Source organism: Curtobacterium sp. Leaf183 (assembly GCF_001424385.1).
Taxonomy (GTDB): Bacteria; Actinomycetota; Actinomycetes; order Actinomycetales; family Microbacteriaceae; genus Curtobacterium.
In genome coordinates this window covers 90779-106599 of record NZ_LMPO01000010.1, presented here as the reverse complement: position 1 = coordinate 106599, position 15821 = coordinate 90779, and the positions used below count along the sequence as shown (strand labels likewise).

11 protein-coding genes are annotated in these 15821 nt (G+C 72.2%); 7 read left to right on the top strand and 4 right to left on the bottom strand.

Annotated features, from left to right (window positions below):
• The first annotated feature begins 99 nt into the window (after window positions 1–99).
• The 4 genes from ASG04_RS15100 (at window position 100) to ASG04_RS15085 (ending at window position 2777) form a co-directional block, all read left to right on the top strand.
• Window positions 100–648, top strand: a complete 549-nt coding sequence (locus tag ASG04_RS15100) for a DivIVA domain-containing protein (protein ID WP_056126148.1) — start codon at window positions 100–102, stop codon at window positions 646–648.
• Between the two features lie 69 nt (window positions 649–717).
• Window positions 718–1707: a transglycosylase SLT domain-containing protein gene (locus ASG04_RS17945; RefSeq protein WP_235515566.1), complete on the top strand. Its 990-nt coding sequence runs from the start codon at window positions 718–720 to the stop codon at window positions 1705–1707.
• A 15-nt stretch (window positions 1708–1722) separates the two neighbouring features.
• Window positions 1723–2031 carry a hypothetical protein gene (locus ASG04_RS15090; RefSeq protein WP_056126005.1) on the top strand — a complete coding sequence of 103 codons (309 nt, stop codon included), beginning with the start codon at window positions 1723–1725 and terminating at the stop codon, window positions 2029–2031.
• Complete coding sequence (locus ASG04_RS15085; RefSeq protein WP_056126003.1) at window positions 2028–2777, top strand: alpha/beta hydrolase; 750 nt, start codon at window positions 2028–2030, stop codon at window positions 2775–2777. Before ASG04_RS15090 ends, ASG04_RS15085 begins: the two co-directional genes overlap by 4 nt.
• Before the next feature lie 87 nt (window positions 2778–2864).
• Here the strand turns inward: ASG04_RS15085 and ASG04_RS15080 are convergent, their stop codons facing one another.
• Window positions 2865–4679 carry a hypothetical protein gene (locus tag ASG04_RS15080; RefSeq protein ID WP_156463700.1) on the bottom strand — a complete coding sequence of 605 codons (1815 nt, stop codon included), beginning with the start codon at window positions 4677–4679 and terminating at the stop codon, window positions 2865–2867.
• A 187-nt stretch (window positions 4680–4866) separates the two neighbouring features.
• On the opposite strand from ASG04_RS15080, the gene ASG04_RS15075 reads away from it, so the two are divergent.
• Together ASG04_RS15075 and ASG04_RS15070 are read left to right on the top strand one after the other, a co-directional pair.
• Entirely contained in the window at window positions 4867–6609 is a 1743-nt protein-coding gene (locus ASG04_RS15075) for a hypothetical protein (protein ID WP_056125998.1), read from the top strand.
• Entirely contained in the window at window positions 6606–7610 is a 1005-nt protein-coding gene (locus tag ASG04_RS15070; protein ID WP_056125996.1) for a tetratricopeptide repeat protein, read from the top strand. Before ASG04_RS15075 ends, ASG04_RS15070 begins: the two co-directional genes overlap by 4 nt.
• Window positions 7611–7714: 104 nt before the next feature.
• Here the strand turns inward: ASG04_RS15070 and glgB are convergent, their stop codons facing one another.
• From glgB to ASG04_RS15055, 3 genes are all read right to left on the bottom strand, one after another.
• Window positions 7715–10372, bottom strand: a complete 2658-nt coding sequence (glgB, locus tag ASG04_RS15065) for a 1,4-alpha-glucan branching protein GlgB (RefSeq protein ID WP_235515565.1) — start codon at window positions 10370–10372, stop codon at window positions 7715–7717.
• Entirely contained in the window at window positions 10369–12369 is a 2001-nt protein-coding gene (locus ASG04_RS15060) for a maltotransferase domain-containing protein (RefSeq protein WP_235515564.1), read from the bottom strand. Before ASG04_RS15060 ends, glgB begins: the two co-directional genes overlap by 4 nt.
• A gap of 83 nt (window positions 12370–12452) precedes the next feature.
• Window positions 12453–14480: a glycogen debranching protein gene (locus ASG04_RS15055; protein WP_056125995.1), complete on the bottom strand. Its 2028-nt coding sequence runs from the start codon at window positions 14478–14480 to the stop codon at window positions 12453–12455.
• Window positions 14481–14537: 57 nt separating this feature from the next.
• On the opposite strand from ASG04_RS15055, the gene ASG04_RS15050 reads away from it, so the two are divergent.
• On the top strand, window positions 14538–15701 hold the full coding sequence (locus tag ASG04_RS15050) for a cysteine desulfurase family protein (RefSeq protein ID WP_056125993.1): 1164 nt from the start codon (window positions 14538–14540) through the stop codon (window positions 15699–15701).
• Window positions 15702–15821 lie beyond the last annotated feature (120 nt).

Sequence of the window (15821 nt, the reverse complement as noted above, 5' to 3'; positions counted from 1 at the left end):
CCACTGCGTGCTCCTGCGGTGTCCGCCGCTGAGTGCTCCCGCGGTCTCCGTCCCGCGCGTCCAGCTGGCGTCGATGGAGTGTCCTGGCAGAATGTCGCCGTGCCCACGACGTTCCCGACAGCTCCCCGTTCGGTCCTCGGATACGACATCGACGAGGTCGAGCGTTTCCTCGAGGACGCCCGTCGCGCCTACACGGCGAACGACAGCGCTCCGGGGATCGAAGCCGCCAAGATCCGCGCCACCGCGTTCTCGATGAAGAAGGGCGGGTACTCGACGCAGCACGTCGACGCTGCGCTGGAGCGCCTCGAGGACGCCTTCGCCACGCGTGAGCGCGAACGCGAGATCGCCGAGTCGGGTCAGAAGACCTGGTACGCCGAGGCCCGCACGAAGGCCTCGGACGTCGTCGCGCGGCTCGAGCGGCCGGACGGCCAGCGGTTCCACCGGGTGAACGTGCTCGCGACGGGGTACCACCCGAAGGACGTCGACGCGTTCGCGCAGCGACTGGGCGGCTACTTCCGCGACGGCAAGCCGCTCAGCCTGACCGAGGTCCGGTCGATCGTGTTCCGGCCCAAGCACGGCGGCTACCGCGAGGCCCAGGTCGACGCGCTCCTCGACGCGGTCGTCGAGGTCATGCTCGCCGTCCGCTGACCCCGTCGGCGACGCGCTGGTCGGATGCGCTTCGCTTTCCGTGATCGTTCCGTTATCCTGGTCGAACTCATGGGCAGGCACACGGCAGACATTCGATCCGACCGCGCATCCCGGCAGCAGTTCGACCACCCCGTGGTCAGCGAGCGCCGCGCGGCACAGAACCGAATCCGCACCGCGGACACCTCGGTTGCTCCGGCGAACGCATCGACCCCGGCGACAGCCGCGGTCGCGACGCCGGTCCCCACCCCGATCGCGCCGAAGTCGGTTGCGGCGAACCGGGTCAGCCCGGACCTCGCGCACGCCGTCCCCGCGACGCCGTCCGACCCGCGCATCGTGAAGCAGCGTCGCGCAGCGGTCCGTCCGGCGAGGTCCGCGACGGCGAAGGCCCCGGTCACGCTCAACGGCTTCATGCGACGCCGCGCCACCATCCCGGCGCTGTCCTTCTTCGCGGTGTCGCTCATGGCCGGCGGGTCGCTGTTCAATCCGCTGCAGGCCGACGTCGCCCAGGCCGCGGTGACGACCCCGGTCCTGACCAAGGCACCGGCCGCTCCGCAGGAGTTCTCCGCGCACGGTGCCTACGCCGCGTTCGACGTCTCGCGTGACGGCTACGACATCACGAAGCCCGCGCCCAAGGTGGTCGCTCCCGCCCCGGTCGTCGCCGACGACACCACGACGGACACCACGAAGACGACGTCGACGTCGACGAAGACCGCAGTCACCCCGACGAACGCGATCGCGCCGTCCGCGGCGACGCCCGACCCGGGCAGCGCCCAGGCCATCGCACAGCAGCTCGTCGCCGCGCGCGGGTGGGGGAGCGACCAGTACAGCTGCCTCGTCTCCCTGTGGAACAAGGAGTCGGGCTGGCGCGTCAACGCTTACAACCCGAGCGGTGCGTACGGCATCCCGCAGGCCCTGCCCGGCAGCAAGATGGCCACGGCCGGCGCTGACTGGCAGACCAACCCGGCGACGCAGATCACCTGGGGTCTCAACTACATCTCCGGCGTCTACGGCACCCCGTGTGGGGCCTGGGGACACAGCCAGTCCTTCAACTGGTACTGATCGGCGGTCCCGCAGGTGCCGCGCAGCAACCGACCGCGGCGCCCACGGGGTGATCGTCGCGTCGACGACGTCGAAGAGCCCGTCGGTCTCGACCGGCTGATGAGTGGGTGGAAGCGCACCGAGCTCCGGCGTGGGCGTGAGTACGCCGTACAGCCCGTGTCCGCTGCGTCGGCGCAGAAGGAGTACGTCTGCCCCGGCTGCGGCGGCGCTGTCCTGCCCGGGGCCGCCCATGTGGTCGTGTGGCGCACCGACGGCGTCCTGGGCGACGCCGCGGACCTGGCGTCACGCCGGCACTGGCACACCCACTGCTGGAGGACCGCATGACCGACCCACGCAGCTCGGACGACGGGGAGATCCGGTCCGGTACCGTCCTGCCCGCCCGCCGGACCGACATCGAGCTCGTCACGGACGACCACCTGACCCTGGTGGGGGAGCTCGCCGAACCACTCGAGCGTCCCGCCCGCGGCACCGTCGTGACACTCCACCCGCTGCCCACGGCGCAGGGGTTCATGGACTCCCACGTCCTCAAGAAGGCGGCGTCCCGGTTGCCCGCCCTCGCCGACATCGCGGTGCTGCGGTTCAACTTCCGCTCGGTCACCTCCCCACGTGGCACGTCCGAAGGGTCCTTCGGCGAGGGCGTCTCCGAGGGCTTCGACCTGCGCGCGGCCGTCGCCGACGTCGCGGCTCGGGGACTCCCGACTCCGTGGCTCGTCGGCTGGTCGTTCGGCACCGAGGTCGTCCTCAAGCACGCGCTCGAGCACGTCGAGGCCGGCCGTGTCGCCGGGGTCGTGCTGCTGTCCCCGCCGCTGCACCGCACGACCGACCAGGAACTCGCCCGGTGGTCCGACTCCGGGGTCCCCGTGGTCGCCCTCGTGCCCGAGCACGACGACTTCCTGCAGCCGGACGAGGCAGCCCGGCGCTTTGCCGTCGCACCGGACATCCGGGTCGTCCCGGTGGCTGGCGCGAAGCACCTGTGGGTCGGCGAACGGTACGTCCGCATCGTGCTCGACGCGATCGCCGACCTGGTCGTCCCGGGCAGCGCCCCGCTGCCCACGCACTGGCACGGCTGACCGCCGAGGCGAGCGGCGGTGGCCGGCCGGCCCCTTCGGAGCTGACCCGGTCTGGAGGCTCGTGGAGCGCCTGCAGACCGGCCTCCGTCAGGAGCGGGTGGCGTCCGCCTGGGACGGGACGTCGTCGACGACGCCGGCGGCGTGCGACAGCACGCCCCGCAGGTTCTCGAGGTAGCCGGCCACGGCATCGCGTTCGGTGCGGATCGCCGCCAGGCGGTCCTCGGCCTCGGCGATCTCCGTCGCGGTGCGTGCCTCGGCCTCGGCGACGATGCGGTGTGCACGTTCGTTCGCCTCGGCGACGACCGCGCGCGCGTGCTCTTCGGCGTCGGCCGTGCTGGTGCGCTCGAGGTCGTTCGCCGCCTGCTGCAGGCGCTCGGCGCGCTCGCGCGCATCGGCTGCACGCCGGGTGGCCTCGGCGAGCTGCAGGTTCGCCTCGTCGAGGTACTTCTGCGTCTCGGCGACGGTCTCGTGGTGCTTGCGGAGGTACTCCTGCTCGGCGTCGTCGCGGCGGTTCGCGAGCTCCGACTCGAGCGTGGTGACGGCGTCGGCGCGTTCCCGGGCGATCTCGGCGCGGACCTCGTCGCGCTCCTTCGTCAGGTCGGCACGCGCGGAGTCGATCTCCTGGCGCAGTGCCGTGCGTTCCGCTTCGAGGGTGCCCAGTTCGGCGCTGCGGCGTTCGGCGATCTCGGTGTCCACCTCGGCGTGCTCGCGTTCGCGTCGAGCGGCGAGTTCGGCCTCGTGGTCCTGCGCGGCTCGCTCGGCGGCGGCGAGGGCCTCGGCCCGTTCGCGTTCGATCCGTGCGACGTGTTCGTCGGTCTCGCGGGCGATGCGGGCCTGGGTCTCCTGCACCAGCCGCTCGTTCTCGATCGCGGTCTGGTCCTGCTCGACCCGCAGCTGCGCGCGGGCTGCCTCGAGCTCCTGGGCGAGGGCCACGCGGGCGGCGGCGAGTTCACGGTCCCACTCGGCCCTGGCGGCGGCGAGTTCCTCGTCGTGGACGCGCCGGCGGTCGGCGAGCTCCGCGGCCAGGTCGGCACGGCGGCCGTCCACCTCGGCCAGCAGGTCGGCGCGACCGGTCGCGAGCTCGAGCTCGTGCACGCGGCGGCCCTCGGCCCGCTCGTGCTCCCACGCCGCGCGACCGTCGGTGATCTCGCGCTCGAGCGCTGCGCGACGGGTCTGCTCGTCGCGGTCGAGGTCCTCGACGCGTCGGGCGTGGTCGGCCTCGAAGACGGTGCGACGGTGCTCGGTCTCGCGGTCGAGGTCAGCCGCGGCCCCACGGGCGTCGGCGGCTTCGCGCTGGGCGAGTTCGCGCAGCTCGGCGACCTCGCGCTCGACCGCGGCCCGCAGTGCGTCGGTCTCGCGGATCGCGACCGAGCGCACCTCGGCGGCCTCGGTGACCGCGGCCCCGCGGATCGCCGCGGCTTCGTTGCGGGCGTCCTGCGTGTGCATGCCGGCTTCGGAGCGTGCACGTTCGACGGTGTCGGCGGACTCGGCGCGGGCACGGGCGAGTTCGTTCGTGGCACGGGTGCGGGCGTCCTCGAGGGTCTCGCTGGCCTCGGAACGGGCTTCCCGCAGCGTGCGCTCGGCCTCGGCGCGGCTGGACGCGCGCAGGCGCTGGGCATCGATGTCGGCCTGGCTGATCAGCCGGGTCGACTGTTCCTCGGCGACACGCAGGGTGGACTCGAGTCGCGTGCCGAGTCCGCTGTACGTGGGGGTGCCCGCTTCGTCGAGCTCGCTCTGCATGTCCGCGACCCGGGTCTGCAGCAGCCGGATCTCCTTCGCCGCCTCGGCGCGGTCGTTGTTCGACTTGATGAGTTCGCGGCGGAGGTCGTTCAGCGCGCGGTCGACGTCGTCCTTGCGGTAGCCCCGCAGCTCGACCCCGAACTCTGCCTCGTCGTTCGCCACGTGTCGCTCCCGCTGGTCCCGCCGGACGACCCCGTGCCGTCCGCGCACCGATTGTAGTGTGCCGCGCCGAGCACCCTTCGAGGCTGTGGACAGGCGACGGGGATGCGTTCTCCAGCGTGGTTCGCGTACCCTGGGCCGTTGGTTCGCGCGCCGATTCCCCCACCCCGGCGCGGAGGGAGAGAGATCCGTGCGATTCGTCCTGGCGATCGTCGCCTTCGTCATCGGGTTGCTGCTGGTCGGCCTCGGTGTGGCGCAGCGGACCGTGTTCGCTCCACCGTCCTCGATCGTCGCGCAGACGTCCACGACCGCGAAGGCGCCGGTGACCGTCATCCCGGGCACCGTGCTCAACGCGAACCCCGGGTACCAGCGCATCAACATCTCCGGCTCCGGCTCGGTCTTCGCGGCGTACGGCAAGACGAGCGACGTCGACGCCTGGGTGGGTGACTCGGCCCACACCACACTGCGGTACGACGCCGACAAGTCCGAGCTCGTGGGCAGGAAGACCGGCAGCGGGACCTCGGTCCCCGACCCCCGGGGCAGCGACCTCTGGTACCAGGAGTGGGACGACGCGGGGCAGTTCACCGTCCGCCTGCCCCAGGACGTCTCGATGGTCGTCGTCTCCGACGGCAAGTCGGCGGCACCGTCCGACGTCTCCGTCACCTGGCCGAGCGACACCGCGACACCCTCGGTCGGCCCCCTCATGACGGCGGGCACCGTCTTCGTGCTCGGCGGCATCGTCCTGCTGGTGTGGGCGTTCCTGCACCAGCGTCGGTCGCGCGGCCCGCGTCGTCGCAGCGGTGGGACGCGACCCCCGCGCGTGCGTGCCTCGCGCCGGGCGGCCGCCGCCGGTGCGCAGGTCCCGTCCCGGTCGCGTCGCGGCCGCCGTTCCCTCATCGCCGTCCCCGTGGTCCTGGTCGGAGCGCTGTCGCTCGCCGGCTGCTCGTCCGAGTACTGGCCGCAGGGCGGGGGAGACGCCTCGGCGACCCCCACCCCGTCCGCCTCGGCCACCGGTGCCGCCGAGCAGGCCGAGCCCACCGCGGCCACCCGTCAGCAGATCAACCGCGTCGTCCAGCGCGTCGCCGAGGTCGCGACGAAGGCCGACGCCGACAAGGACGCCTCGCTCGCCGAGACCCGCTTCACCGGGCCGGCGCTCGAGCTCCGCAAGGCGAACTACCAGATCCGCGACAAGGACCAGGACGTGCAGGCACCGCCGGCGATCTCGGCCTCGGACATCTCGGTCGCGCTGCCGCAGCAGACCGACTCGTGGCCGCGCACCGTGTTCGTCGTCGCGTCGGACCCCGACGACGAGAAGACCGCCCCGCAGGCACTCACCCTGGTGCAGGAGTCCGCGCGGGACGACTACAAGGTCATGTACGACGTGTCGCTCGAAGCCGACGCCGAGCTCCCCTCGGTCGCGCCGGTCTCGATCGGTGCGGCGCAGCTGGCCTCGGACTCGAAGCTGCTCGCGCTCGCCCCGGACCAGGTCGCGACCGCCTACGGCGACATCCTGTCAAAGGACACCGACAGCGAGGACGCCGCGCTGTTCCGGTCCGACGGCGACGACCTGCGCGCCAAGATCGGCAAGGACTACAAGGACAAGAAGTCCGCGTCCCTGCCCGACACCGCCAAGATCGAGTACTCGTCCGAGTCCCCGGACGACACCGCCGTCGCACTGGCCACGAACGGTGCCGGCGCCCTGGTGTCCGTGAACCTGAACGAGATCGAGAAGGTCACGCCGACCGCCGACGGCGCCGAGGTGAACACCGAGGGTGCCGTCAAGGCCCTGTCCGGCGTCGACTCCAGCAAGAAGGGCGTGAGCGCCACCTACGGCGTGCAGCTGCTCTTCTCCGTGCCGGCCGTCGGGTCGGACGACAAGATAGTCCTGCTCGGGTTCACGCAGGGCCTGATCGCAGCGAGTGAGGTGCAATGAGCAACATCCCCCCGACCCCGTCCGGACTCCGTGGTGCTGTCGACCTGTCATCCCTGGTCGACCGAGCACAGCGACCGGCACAGCAGCAGACGCCAGGAGCCGGTCCGTCCGGCGCCGCGGCTCCGGGTGCGCCCGGGACCGAAGGCGGTGCAGCGCTGACCGTGCCGTCGCTCGTCATCGACGTCACCGACGCCAGCTTCCAGGACGTCCTCGAGCTGTCGACCGTCGTGCCGGTCATCGTCGACATCTGGGCCGAGTGGTGCGGGCCGTGCAAGCAGCTCTCACCGGTCCTCGAGCAGCTGACGGCCGAGTACGACGGCCGTCTGGTGCTGGCCAAGGTCGACGCCGACACGAACCCGCAGCTCGTGCAGGCGTTCCAGGCGCAGTCCATCCCGACCGTGGCCGCGGTGATCGGCGGACGGCCCCTCGGGCTCTTCGTCGGCGCACTGCCCGAGGCGCAGGTGCGCGACGTCTTCGAGCAGGTGCTCCAGGCCGCCGAACAGAACGGCGTGACCGGTCGCGTGGCCGTCGACGGCGCTGCCGCCCCGGACGACACCGCCGAACAGGGCGAGCTCGAGCCCGAACCGCTCCCGCCGCACCACCAGGCCGCCTACGACGCGATCGAACAGGGCGACTACGCCACCGCGATCCAGGAGTACCGGACCGCGATCGCGCAGGACCCGCACGACCAGATGGCCGTCGCCGGACTCGCGCAGGTGTCGCTGCTCGACCGCCTGGCCGGCAGGACCGCCGACGAGATCCGCGCCGCGGCGGGCAACGGCCCCGACGACGTCGCCGCACAGCTCGCGGTGGCCGACCTCGACATCAGCGGTGGCCACGTCGAGGACGCCTTCGGGCGACTGCTCGACCTCGTGCCGACGGTCTTCGGCGAGGACCGCGAAGCGCTGCGGGTCCGGCTCGTCGAGTACTTCGAGCTCATCGGTGCTGAGGACCCGCGCGTCGTCGCGGCACGGCGGCGCCTGGCGAACGCCCTGTACTGACGTCGGCGTCTCGTCGTCCGCGCGGCGACGTCGACGCACCACCTGACGGACAGGAGGCCCGGTACCAGCTGGTACCGGGCCTCCTGTCCGTCGTGTGCTCGCCGCTACTGCTGCAGCTGCAGCCAGACCGCACCGAGCGGCGGCACCACCAGGTGCGCCGACGCGGGCCGTCCGGCCCACGGGGTGTCCTCGGCCGTGACGACGCCGAGGTTGCCGACACCCGAGCCGCCGTACTCCGTCGCGTCGGTGTTGAGCACTTCGGTCCAGGACCCGGCGACCGGCAGGCCGAAGCGACGCTCGACCGGCACACCGGAGAAGTTGACGAACACGGCCAGGCGTTCGTCGCCGGCCTTGCGCAGGAACCCGATGGTCGAGTGCGGTGCGTCGCCGCCCTCGATCCACTCGAAGCCCTCGGCAGTGGAGTCGAACGTCCACAGCGCCGGGGTGTCCCGGTAGACACGGTTCAACTCGGCCACCAGGCGCTGCACGCCGTTGTGTCCGGGCTCATCGGCCTGCCACCAGTCGAGACCGCGCTCCTCGGACCACTCCGCGACCTGCGCGAACTCCTGGCCCATGAAGAGCAGCTGCTTGCCGGGGTGCGCCCACATGAACGACAGGTAGGCGCGCACGTTGGCGAGCTTCTGCCACTCGTCGCCGGGCATCTTGCCGTACAGCGAGCCCTTGCCGTGCACGACCTCGTCGTGGCTGATCGGCAGCGTGAACTGCTCGCTGAACGCGTACACGAACGAGAACGTCAGCTCGTCGTGGTGGTACGAGCGGTACGCCGGGTCGCGCTGCACGTACTCGAGCGAGTCGTGCATCCAGCCCATGTTCCACTTCTGCCCGAACCCGAGTCCGCCCGCGCTGGTCGGCTGGGTGACGCCGGGCCACGACGTGCTCTCCTCGGCGATCATGACGATGCCGGGGTAGCGCTTGTAGGCGGTGGCGTTGGTCTCCTGCAGGAACGCGATCGCGTCGAGGTTCTCGCGGCCGCCGTGGATGTTCGGCAGCCAGTCGGTGCGCGAGTAGTCCAGGTACAGGATCGAGGCCACGGCGTCGACCCTCAGGCCGTCGACGTGGAACTCCTCGAGCCAGTAGAGCGCGTTGGCGACCAGGAAGTTGCGCACCTGCGGCTGCCCGAAGTCGAAGACGTAGGTGCCCCAGTCGAGCTGCTCGCCGCGTCGGGGGTCCGGGTGCTCGAACAGGGCGTGGCCGTCGAACCGGCCCAGCGCCCACTCGTCCTTCGGGAAGTGCCCGGGGACCCAGTCCATGATCACGCCGATGCCCGCGGAGTGCAGGCGGTCGATGAGGTAACGGAGGTCGTCCGGGGAACCGAAGCGAGCCGTCGGCGCGTAGTAGCCGGTGACCTGGTAGCCCCATGAACCGCCGAAGGGGTGCTCGGCGAACGGCAGGAACTCGATGTGGGTGAAGCCGAGGTACTGCACGTGCCCGATGAGCTGGTCCGCGACCTCGCGGTAGCTCAGCCCCGGACGCCAGGACCCGAGGTGGACCTCGTAGACGCTCATCGGCCGGTCGTGCGTGGTCGTCTCGGCACGCTGCTGCATCCAAGCGCGGTCGCCGTCGGACCACGTGTACTCGGACCGGGTGATGACCGAGGCCGTCAGCGGGGGGACCTCGGTGCGGCGCGCGAAGGGGTCCGCACGCTCGACCCAGCCGCTGTCGGTCAGGATCTGGAACTTGTAGCGCTGGCCCACCAGTGCACCGGGGACGAACAGCTCCCAGACGCCCAGGTCGCTCAGGCGACGCATCGCGGTGGTGCGTCCCTCCCAGCCCTCGAAGTCACCGATCACGCGCACGGCGGTCGCCCGCGGTGCCCAGACGGCGAACGCGACACCGTCGACGCCGTCGACCGTGGTGACGTGGGCCCCGAGGTGGTTCCAGAGCTGCTCGTCGCGGCCCTCGCCGAACAGGTGCAGGTCCAGTTCGCCGAGGGTCGGCGGGAACCGGTACGCGTCGTCGGTGGTCCACGTGGCGTCGTCCGAGTCGGTCGACTCGTCGAAGTCGTAGTCGGCTTCGACCCGGTAGCGACCGAGCGTCTCGGCGGTGGCCCCGGCCCAGAGGCCGTCGCCCTCGTGGGTGAGCTCGACGTCGTCGCCGTCGGGTCGGACCAGGCGGACGGCCTTGGCCAGGTGGCGGACGACGCGCACGCTGATGCCACCGTCGACGGGGTGCGGGCCCAGGACGTCGTGCGGCTGGGACCAGCGGGCCTCGGCGACCTGCTGTCGGAGCCACTCCTCGACCGGTGCGGGACGCGGCGCGGGCGAGTCGGGACCGGTGCCGGTCGGGGCAGCGGTGGTCGGCGCAGCGGGGGTTGCCGACGCGGCGGTGGTCGGCGCGGCGGCGGTGGCCGGCTCCGCACTGTGCGCTCCGGCGGTCGGCGACGGCTCGGCGTCGGCGGTCGCAGCGGCCGCGTCCACGGGGGCCTCGGGCGCGACGTGGCGGGCGTGCTCGTCCAGCGGAGCCGTCCGTCCGGCCATCGTGGCTGACTCCTCGACGCCCCGGTCGGGTGCCTCGCGCTTCGGCAGCCGCGCGCCGGGCAGGTCCTCGCCGGGAGCCGACGTGCGCGGCTCGGTCCGAGCCAGTCCAGCGGCGGGTGCCGGACGCGCGGGCACGGGCCGCGGAACGGGTGCCGCGGGGCGTGCCGACACGGGCGGGGGCGGCGGCTGGACCGGCGGAACGCTCGGCCCCTGCCCGCGGTCCCGGGGTTCGGTCCGGTCGGCCTCGTTGGGGTCGGTGGTCATCGGTGTGGTCCTTCCACGACGAGCAGGTGCACGGGCTCCTGGAAGGCGTCCAGGCGCACGTAGTTGGACGAACCCCACACCCAGCGCTGCCCGGTCACGACGTCGCGGACGTCGAACGCCTGCTCCGGGTCGAGGCCGAGGGCGGCGAGGTCGAGGTGCACGGTCGTCTCACGGGCGGAGTGGGGGTCGACGTTCGCGACGACGATCACGGTGTCGTCACGACCGGAGCGGACGAACCGCCCGGGCAGGTGCTTCGAGTAGACGACGATCGCGCCGTCCTCAGCGTCGTGCACGTGCAGGTTGCGGAGCTGTCGGAGGGCGGGGTGCGCTGACCGGAAGCGGTTGAGCATCGTGACGTACGGCGCCAGGCTGGCACCCTCGGCCTCGGCCAGGGCGAAGTCGCGCGGCTTGTACTCGAACTTCTCGTTGTCGATGTTCTCTTCGGACCCCGGGCGGGCGACGTCCTCGAAGAGTTCGTACCCGGAGTACATGCCCCACGTCGGCGCCCCCGTCGCGGCGAGCGCCGCACGCACCTTGTAGCCGGCTCGGCCGCCGAACTGCAGGAACTCGGTGAGGATGTCCGGCGTGTTCACGAACAGGTTCGGGCGGAGGTAGTCGCTCGTCTCGTGGCTGAGTTCCTCGAAGTAGTCGGTGATCTCGTCCTTCGTGTTGCGCCACGTGAAGTACGAGTACGACTGCTGGAAGCCGGCCTCGGCAAGGGCACGCATCATCGCCGGGCGGGTGAACGCCTCGGCGAGGAAGACCGTGTCCGGGTGCTCGTCGCGGACCTCGCGGATGACCCGCTCCCAGAACCACAGCGGCTTGGTGTGCGGGTTGTCGACGCGGAAGATCCGGATGCCGAACGCGATCCAGTGCCGCAGCACCCGCTCGACCTCGGCGACCAGGCCCTCGGGGTCGGTGTCGAACTGGATCGGGTAGATGTCCTGGTACAGCTTCGGCGGGTTCTCGGCGGTGGCGATCGAGCCGTCGGCGCGGACCGTGAACCACTCCGGGTGCTCCGTCACCCATGGGTGGTCGGGGGAGCACTGCAGCGCGAAGTCGAGCGCGACCTCCATCCCCGCGTTCTTCGCCGTCTCGACGAAGTCGCGGAAGTCGTCCTCGGTGCCGAGGTCGGGGTGGATGGCGTCGTGTCCGCCGTCCTCGGAGCCGATCGCCCACGGGCTGCCCGGGTCGTTCGGGCCGGCGTCGAGGGTGTTGTTCGGGCCCTTGCGCGCGGTGTGCCCGATCGGGTGGATCGGCGGCAGGTAGACGACGTCGAAGCCCATGCGGGCGACACCGGGCAGGCGGCGGGCGGCGCTGCGGAAGTCGCCGCTCTTCCACGAGCCGTCGGGGTTGCGCTTGGCGCCTTCGCTGCGGGGGAAGAACTCGTACCAGGAGCCGACACCGGCGCGGGTGCGCTCGACGTCGAGCAGCTGCACGGCGGAGTGCGTGCGGAGCGAGGTGAGCGGCGCTTCCTCGACCTCGGCGGCGATGCGCGGGTCGTCGACCGCGGCGAGCCGTTCGGCAGGGTCGAGGTCCTGGTCGCGGACGCGTGCCGCCGCGCGGGTGGCGGCGGGGGAGTCGGTCGCGTCGGCGAGCCGGTCGAGCAGGGCCGCACCGTCGAGCAGCGTCGCCTGCAGGTCGACGCCCGCGGCGACCTTGAGCCGCGCGGCGCGGAGCCACGTCGTCCAGTCGTCGGAGTACGCCTCGACGTGCCACGCCCACACGCCGACGTGGTCGACCTGCACGGTCGCCTCGTAGCGGTCGGTCCCCGCGGCGACCAGGGTGAGCGGCACCGTGCGGGTGCCCCCGTCTGGTCGTTCGAGGACGACGTCGGCGCCGATCACGCCGTGCCCTTCGCGGAAGACGGTCGCACCGAACGTGATCACCTCGCCGTCGAAGGCCTTGCCCGGGAAGCCGTTGGGCGTCCTGGGGGAGAGCTCGGTGATCGGGATGCGCCCGATCTTCGGACGCCGGGGTCGGTCTGCGGTGGCCACGGACCAGACGCTACCCGGAAGGGACCTCCGTGTTCCCCGGAACCCGGAGCTGTGGACAACTCCCGCTGGGGTGCACCGGGTCGTCAGACGATCGCGAAGACGTGGATGCCGGGGCCGTAGGCGGTGAAGACGGTGCCGGCGGGCCGCAGGCGCTCGTGGTCGCGGTGTTTCTCGCTCGACCACGCCAGCCGGTACGCGGTGACGTCGTCCGGCGCGGGCAGGGTCAGGTCGCGGGTGCGACCGCTGCCGTGCACCACGACCAGGACACGGTCGTCGGGCTCGTCGTCGTCATGGGGGGTCGACGCGACGAACCACTGCACCGCGCGGTGGATGGGCTGGTCCCACCACTCGCCGGTCATCGGCCCGCCGTCGGGCCCGTACCAGCGCATGCGCGAGGCCCCGGGGGTGGTCTGCCCGTCGACGCCGTACCGGTCGGGTCGGAGCGCCGGATGGGCTGCGCGCAGACGGGTGAGCGCGGCGACGGTCTCGGTCATCGACTCGGCGTCCTCGTCGTCGGACCAGTCGACCGGGGTCAGGTCCTCGGTCACCACGTAGGCGTTGTTGTTGCCGTGCTGGGTGCGGCTGCGTTCGTCCCCGGCGGTGAGCATCGGCACGCCGGCCGACAGGAACAGCGTGCCGAGCAGGTTGCGCATCGACCGGCCCCGAGCCGCACGGACGCCGCGGTCCTCGGTCGGGCCCTCGACGCCGTGGTTGAACGAGCGGTTGTCGTCCGACCCGTCGCGGTCGTCCTCGCCGTTGGCCGCGTTGTGCTTCCGGTCGTAGGCGGTCAGGTCGTGCAGCGTGAACCCGTCGTGTGCGGTCACGAAGTTCACCCCGGACAGCGGGCCGCGGTCGACGCCGAACAGGTGGCGCGACCCCGTCAGCGCGCCGGCGAGCGCCCCGATGCCGGCACCGGGGACGCCCGTCCGGCGCTCCTGGGCGATGTCCGTCAGCCAGAACTGCCGCACCGTGTTGCGGAAACCGTCGTTCCACTCGGTGGTCCTGGCACCGAAGTGACCGGTCCGCCAGCCGTCGGGACCCACGTCCCACGGTTCGGCGATGACCAGCACGTCCTGCAGGTCCGGATCGGTGCGGATCCGGTCGAGCACCGGGTGCGCCGGATCGAATACGTGCTCGGCGTCGCGCGCCAGCGATGCCATCAGGTCGAACCGGAACCCGTCGACCTGCACTTCGCGCGCCCAGTACCGAAGGCTGTCGAGCACCAGGTCGGCGGCGGCGTCGACCGAGGTGTCGAGCGTGTTGCCGCAGCCGGTCGTGTCGTAGTAGGTGTCGTCCGGCGCCCAGCGGTACCGGTTCGCACCGTCGATCCCACGCAGGGACGAGGTCGGGCCGCGCAGGCCCTCTTCTGCGGTGTGGTTGAACACGACGTCGAGGACCACCTGGATGCCGGCCTCGTGCAGCAGCCGGACCATGCCCTTGAACTCGCGGAGCACCGCCTGTGCACCGGCATGCCGTGCGGGCTCCGAGGCGTGCGCGGCGTGCGGAGCGAAGAACCCGAGCGTGTTGTAGCCCCACGCGTTCTCGCGTCCGGCCTCCTGCAACCAACGCTCGGAGTCGAACGCGTGCACCGGCAGCAGCTCGATCGTCGTGACGCCGAGGCGCTGCAGGTGCCGGATCGTGCTCTCGTGCGCCACACCCGCGTACGTGCCGCGCAGGTGCTCCGGCACGGCGTGGTTCGCGCTCGTCAGGGTGCGGACGTTCGCCTCGTAGACGACGGCCCGGTCGAGCGGCACGACGGGCTTCGTCGATCCGCCCCAGTCGAAGGCGTCGTCCACCGCGACGCTCGTCCACCGCGACGCCGTGCCCCTGGTGATGCCCCGCGCGTACGGGTCGAGCAGTGGCCGGTCCGCGTCGAAGTCGTACCGCGACCCGACGGGTCCGTCGACGAGCAGGTGGTACGTGTCGCCGGGGTGCACGTCGTCGAGGGTGCCGGTCCACAGGTCCGAGTCCGGGACCCGCTCGAGCGCCACCGCACCGCGGCCGTCGACGACGAGTGTCGCTGCGGTCGCGGTGGCGGAGCGCAGGCCGAACCGCGCACCGCCGTCCACGAGGCGCAGCCCCTGGGCGGTGTCGATCGCGGTCTCGTGCATCCGACCAGGGTACGAGAACCCGCGGCTATCCTGGGAACGCACCAGAAAGGGGTCCCCGTGCCGGTCTACCTCGACCACGCCGCGACCACGCCGATCCTGCCGGAGGCGCTCGCCGCCTTCACCGACGCCATGACGACCGTGGGCAACCCGTCGTCGATCCACAGCGCCGGGCAGCGCGCGAAGATGCTGCTCGAGGACGGTCGCGCCCGTGTCGCCGCGTCGCTCGACGCCGAACCGGTGGAGGTCGTGTTCACCTCCGGCGGCACCGAGAGCATCAACCTGGCCGTCAAGGGCCTGTTCTGGGCGCGGCAGCAGGACCGGCCGCGGCCCCGCATCGTGGTCGCCGCGGGTGAGCACCACGCCACCGTTGACACCGTCGACTGGCTCGAGCGCCACGACGGCGCGGTCGTCGACGTGGTCCCGCTCGATGCGCAGGGTCGCATCGACCTGGCCGGACTGGAGGCCCGACTCGCCTCCGCCGACGACGTCGCGCTGGTCACGTTCCTCTGGGCCAACAACGAGGTCGGCACGATCCAGCCGGTCACCTCGGTCGTCGCGCTCGCGCACGCCGCCTGCGTCCCCGTACACGCCGACGCTGTCGCCGCCTACGGGCAGGTGCCGGTCTCGTTCCGCGCGTCCGGGTTGGACGCGTTGAGCGTCTCGGCGCACAAGATCGGCGGGCCGGTGGGCATCGGTGCGCTCGTCCTCGGGCGCACCGCCACCGTCGAACCGCTCATCCACGGTGGCGGGCAGCAGCGCCAGGTCCGGAGCGGCACCCAGGACGCCCCCGCGGCGATCGCGTTCGGGGTCGCGGCGTCGATGCCGCACGCCTCGGTCCGGGCGCTGCGTGACCGGTTGGTCGCCGGGGTGCTCGACGCCGTGCCGTCCGCGGTGCTCCGCGGCGATCCCGTCGACCGGCTCCCCGGCAACGCCCACTTCACGTTCCCGGGCTGCGAGGGCGACTCACTGCTGTTCCTGCTCGACGCCGCGGGGGTGGCCGTGTCGACGGGGTCGGCGTGCCAGGCCGGCGTGCCCGAGGCGTCACACGTGCTGCTCGCGATGGGGCTCACCGAGGACGACGCCCGCGGGGCGCTCCGGATCACCCTCGGCCACACCTCGACCGACGCCGACGTGGATGCGTTCCTGGCGGCGCTGCCTGATGCCGTGGCACGGGCGGGCGTGGCGGGGATGGCGTCGCGGGAGCCGTCGCTCGGGCGGTAGCCGTCGCACCGGCCCGACCGGTGTCACCGGTCCGGCCGTATCCTGGCTCCGGCTCGCCGCCGCGGGGGAGGACCCCGGGCTCGGCCGCTCGGCATCCACGTCGGGCCTGGAGCCCACGGA

Coding starts and splice junctions, on each gene's coding strand:
- ASG04_RS17945 (WP_235515566.1), top strand. CDS start 718: ATGGGCAGGCACACGGCAGACATTCGATCCGACCGCGCATCCCGGCAG.
- ASG04_RS15070 (WP_056125996.1), top strand. CDS start 6,606: ATGAGCAACATCCCCCCGACCCCGTCCGGACTCCGTGGTGCTGTCGAC.
- ASG04_RS15055 (WP_056125995.1), bottom strand. CDS start 14,480: ATGCACGAGACCGCGATCGACACCGCCCAGGGGCTGCGCCTCGTGGAC.
- ASG04_RS15085 (WP_056126003.1), top strand. CDS start 2,028: ATGACCGACCCACGCAGCTCGGACGACGGGGAGATCCGGTCCGGTACC.
- glgB (WP_235515565.1), bottom strand. CDS start 10,372: ATGACCACCGACCCCAACGAGGCCGACCGGACCGAACCCCGGGACCGC.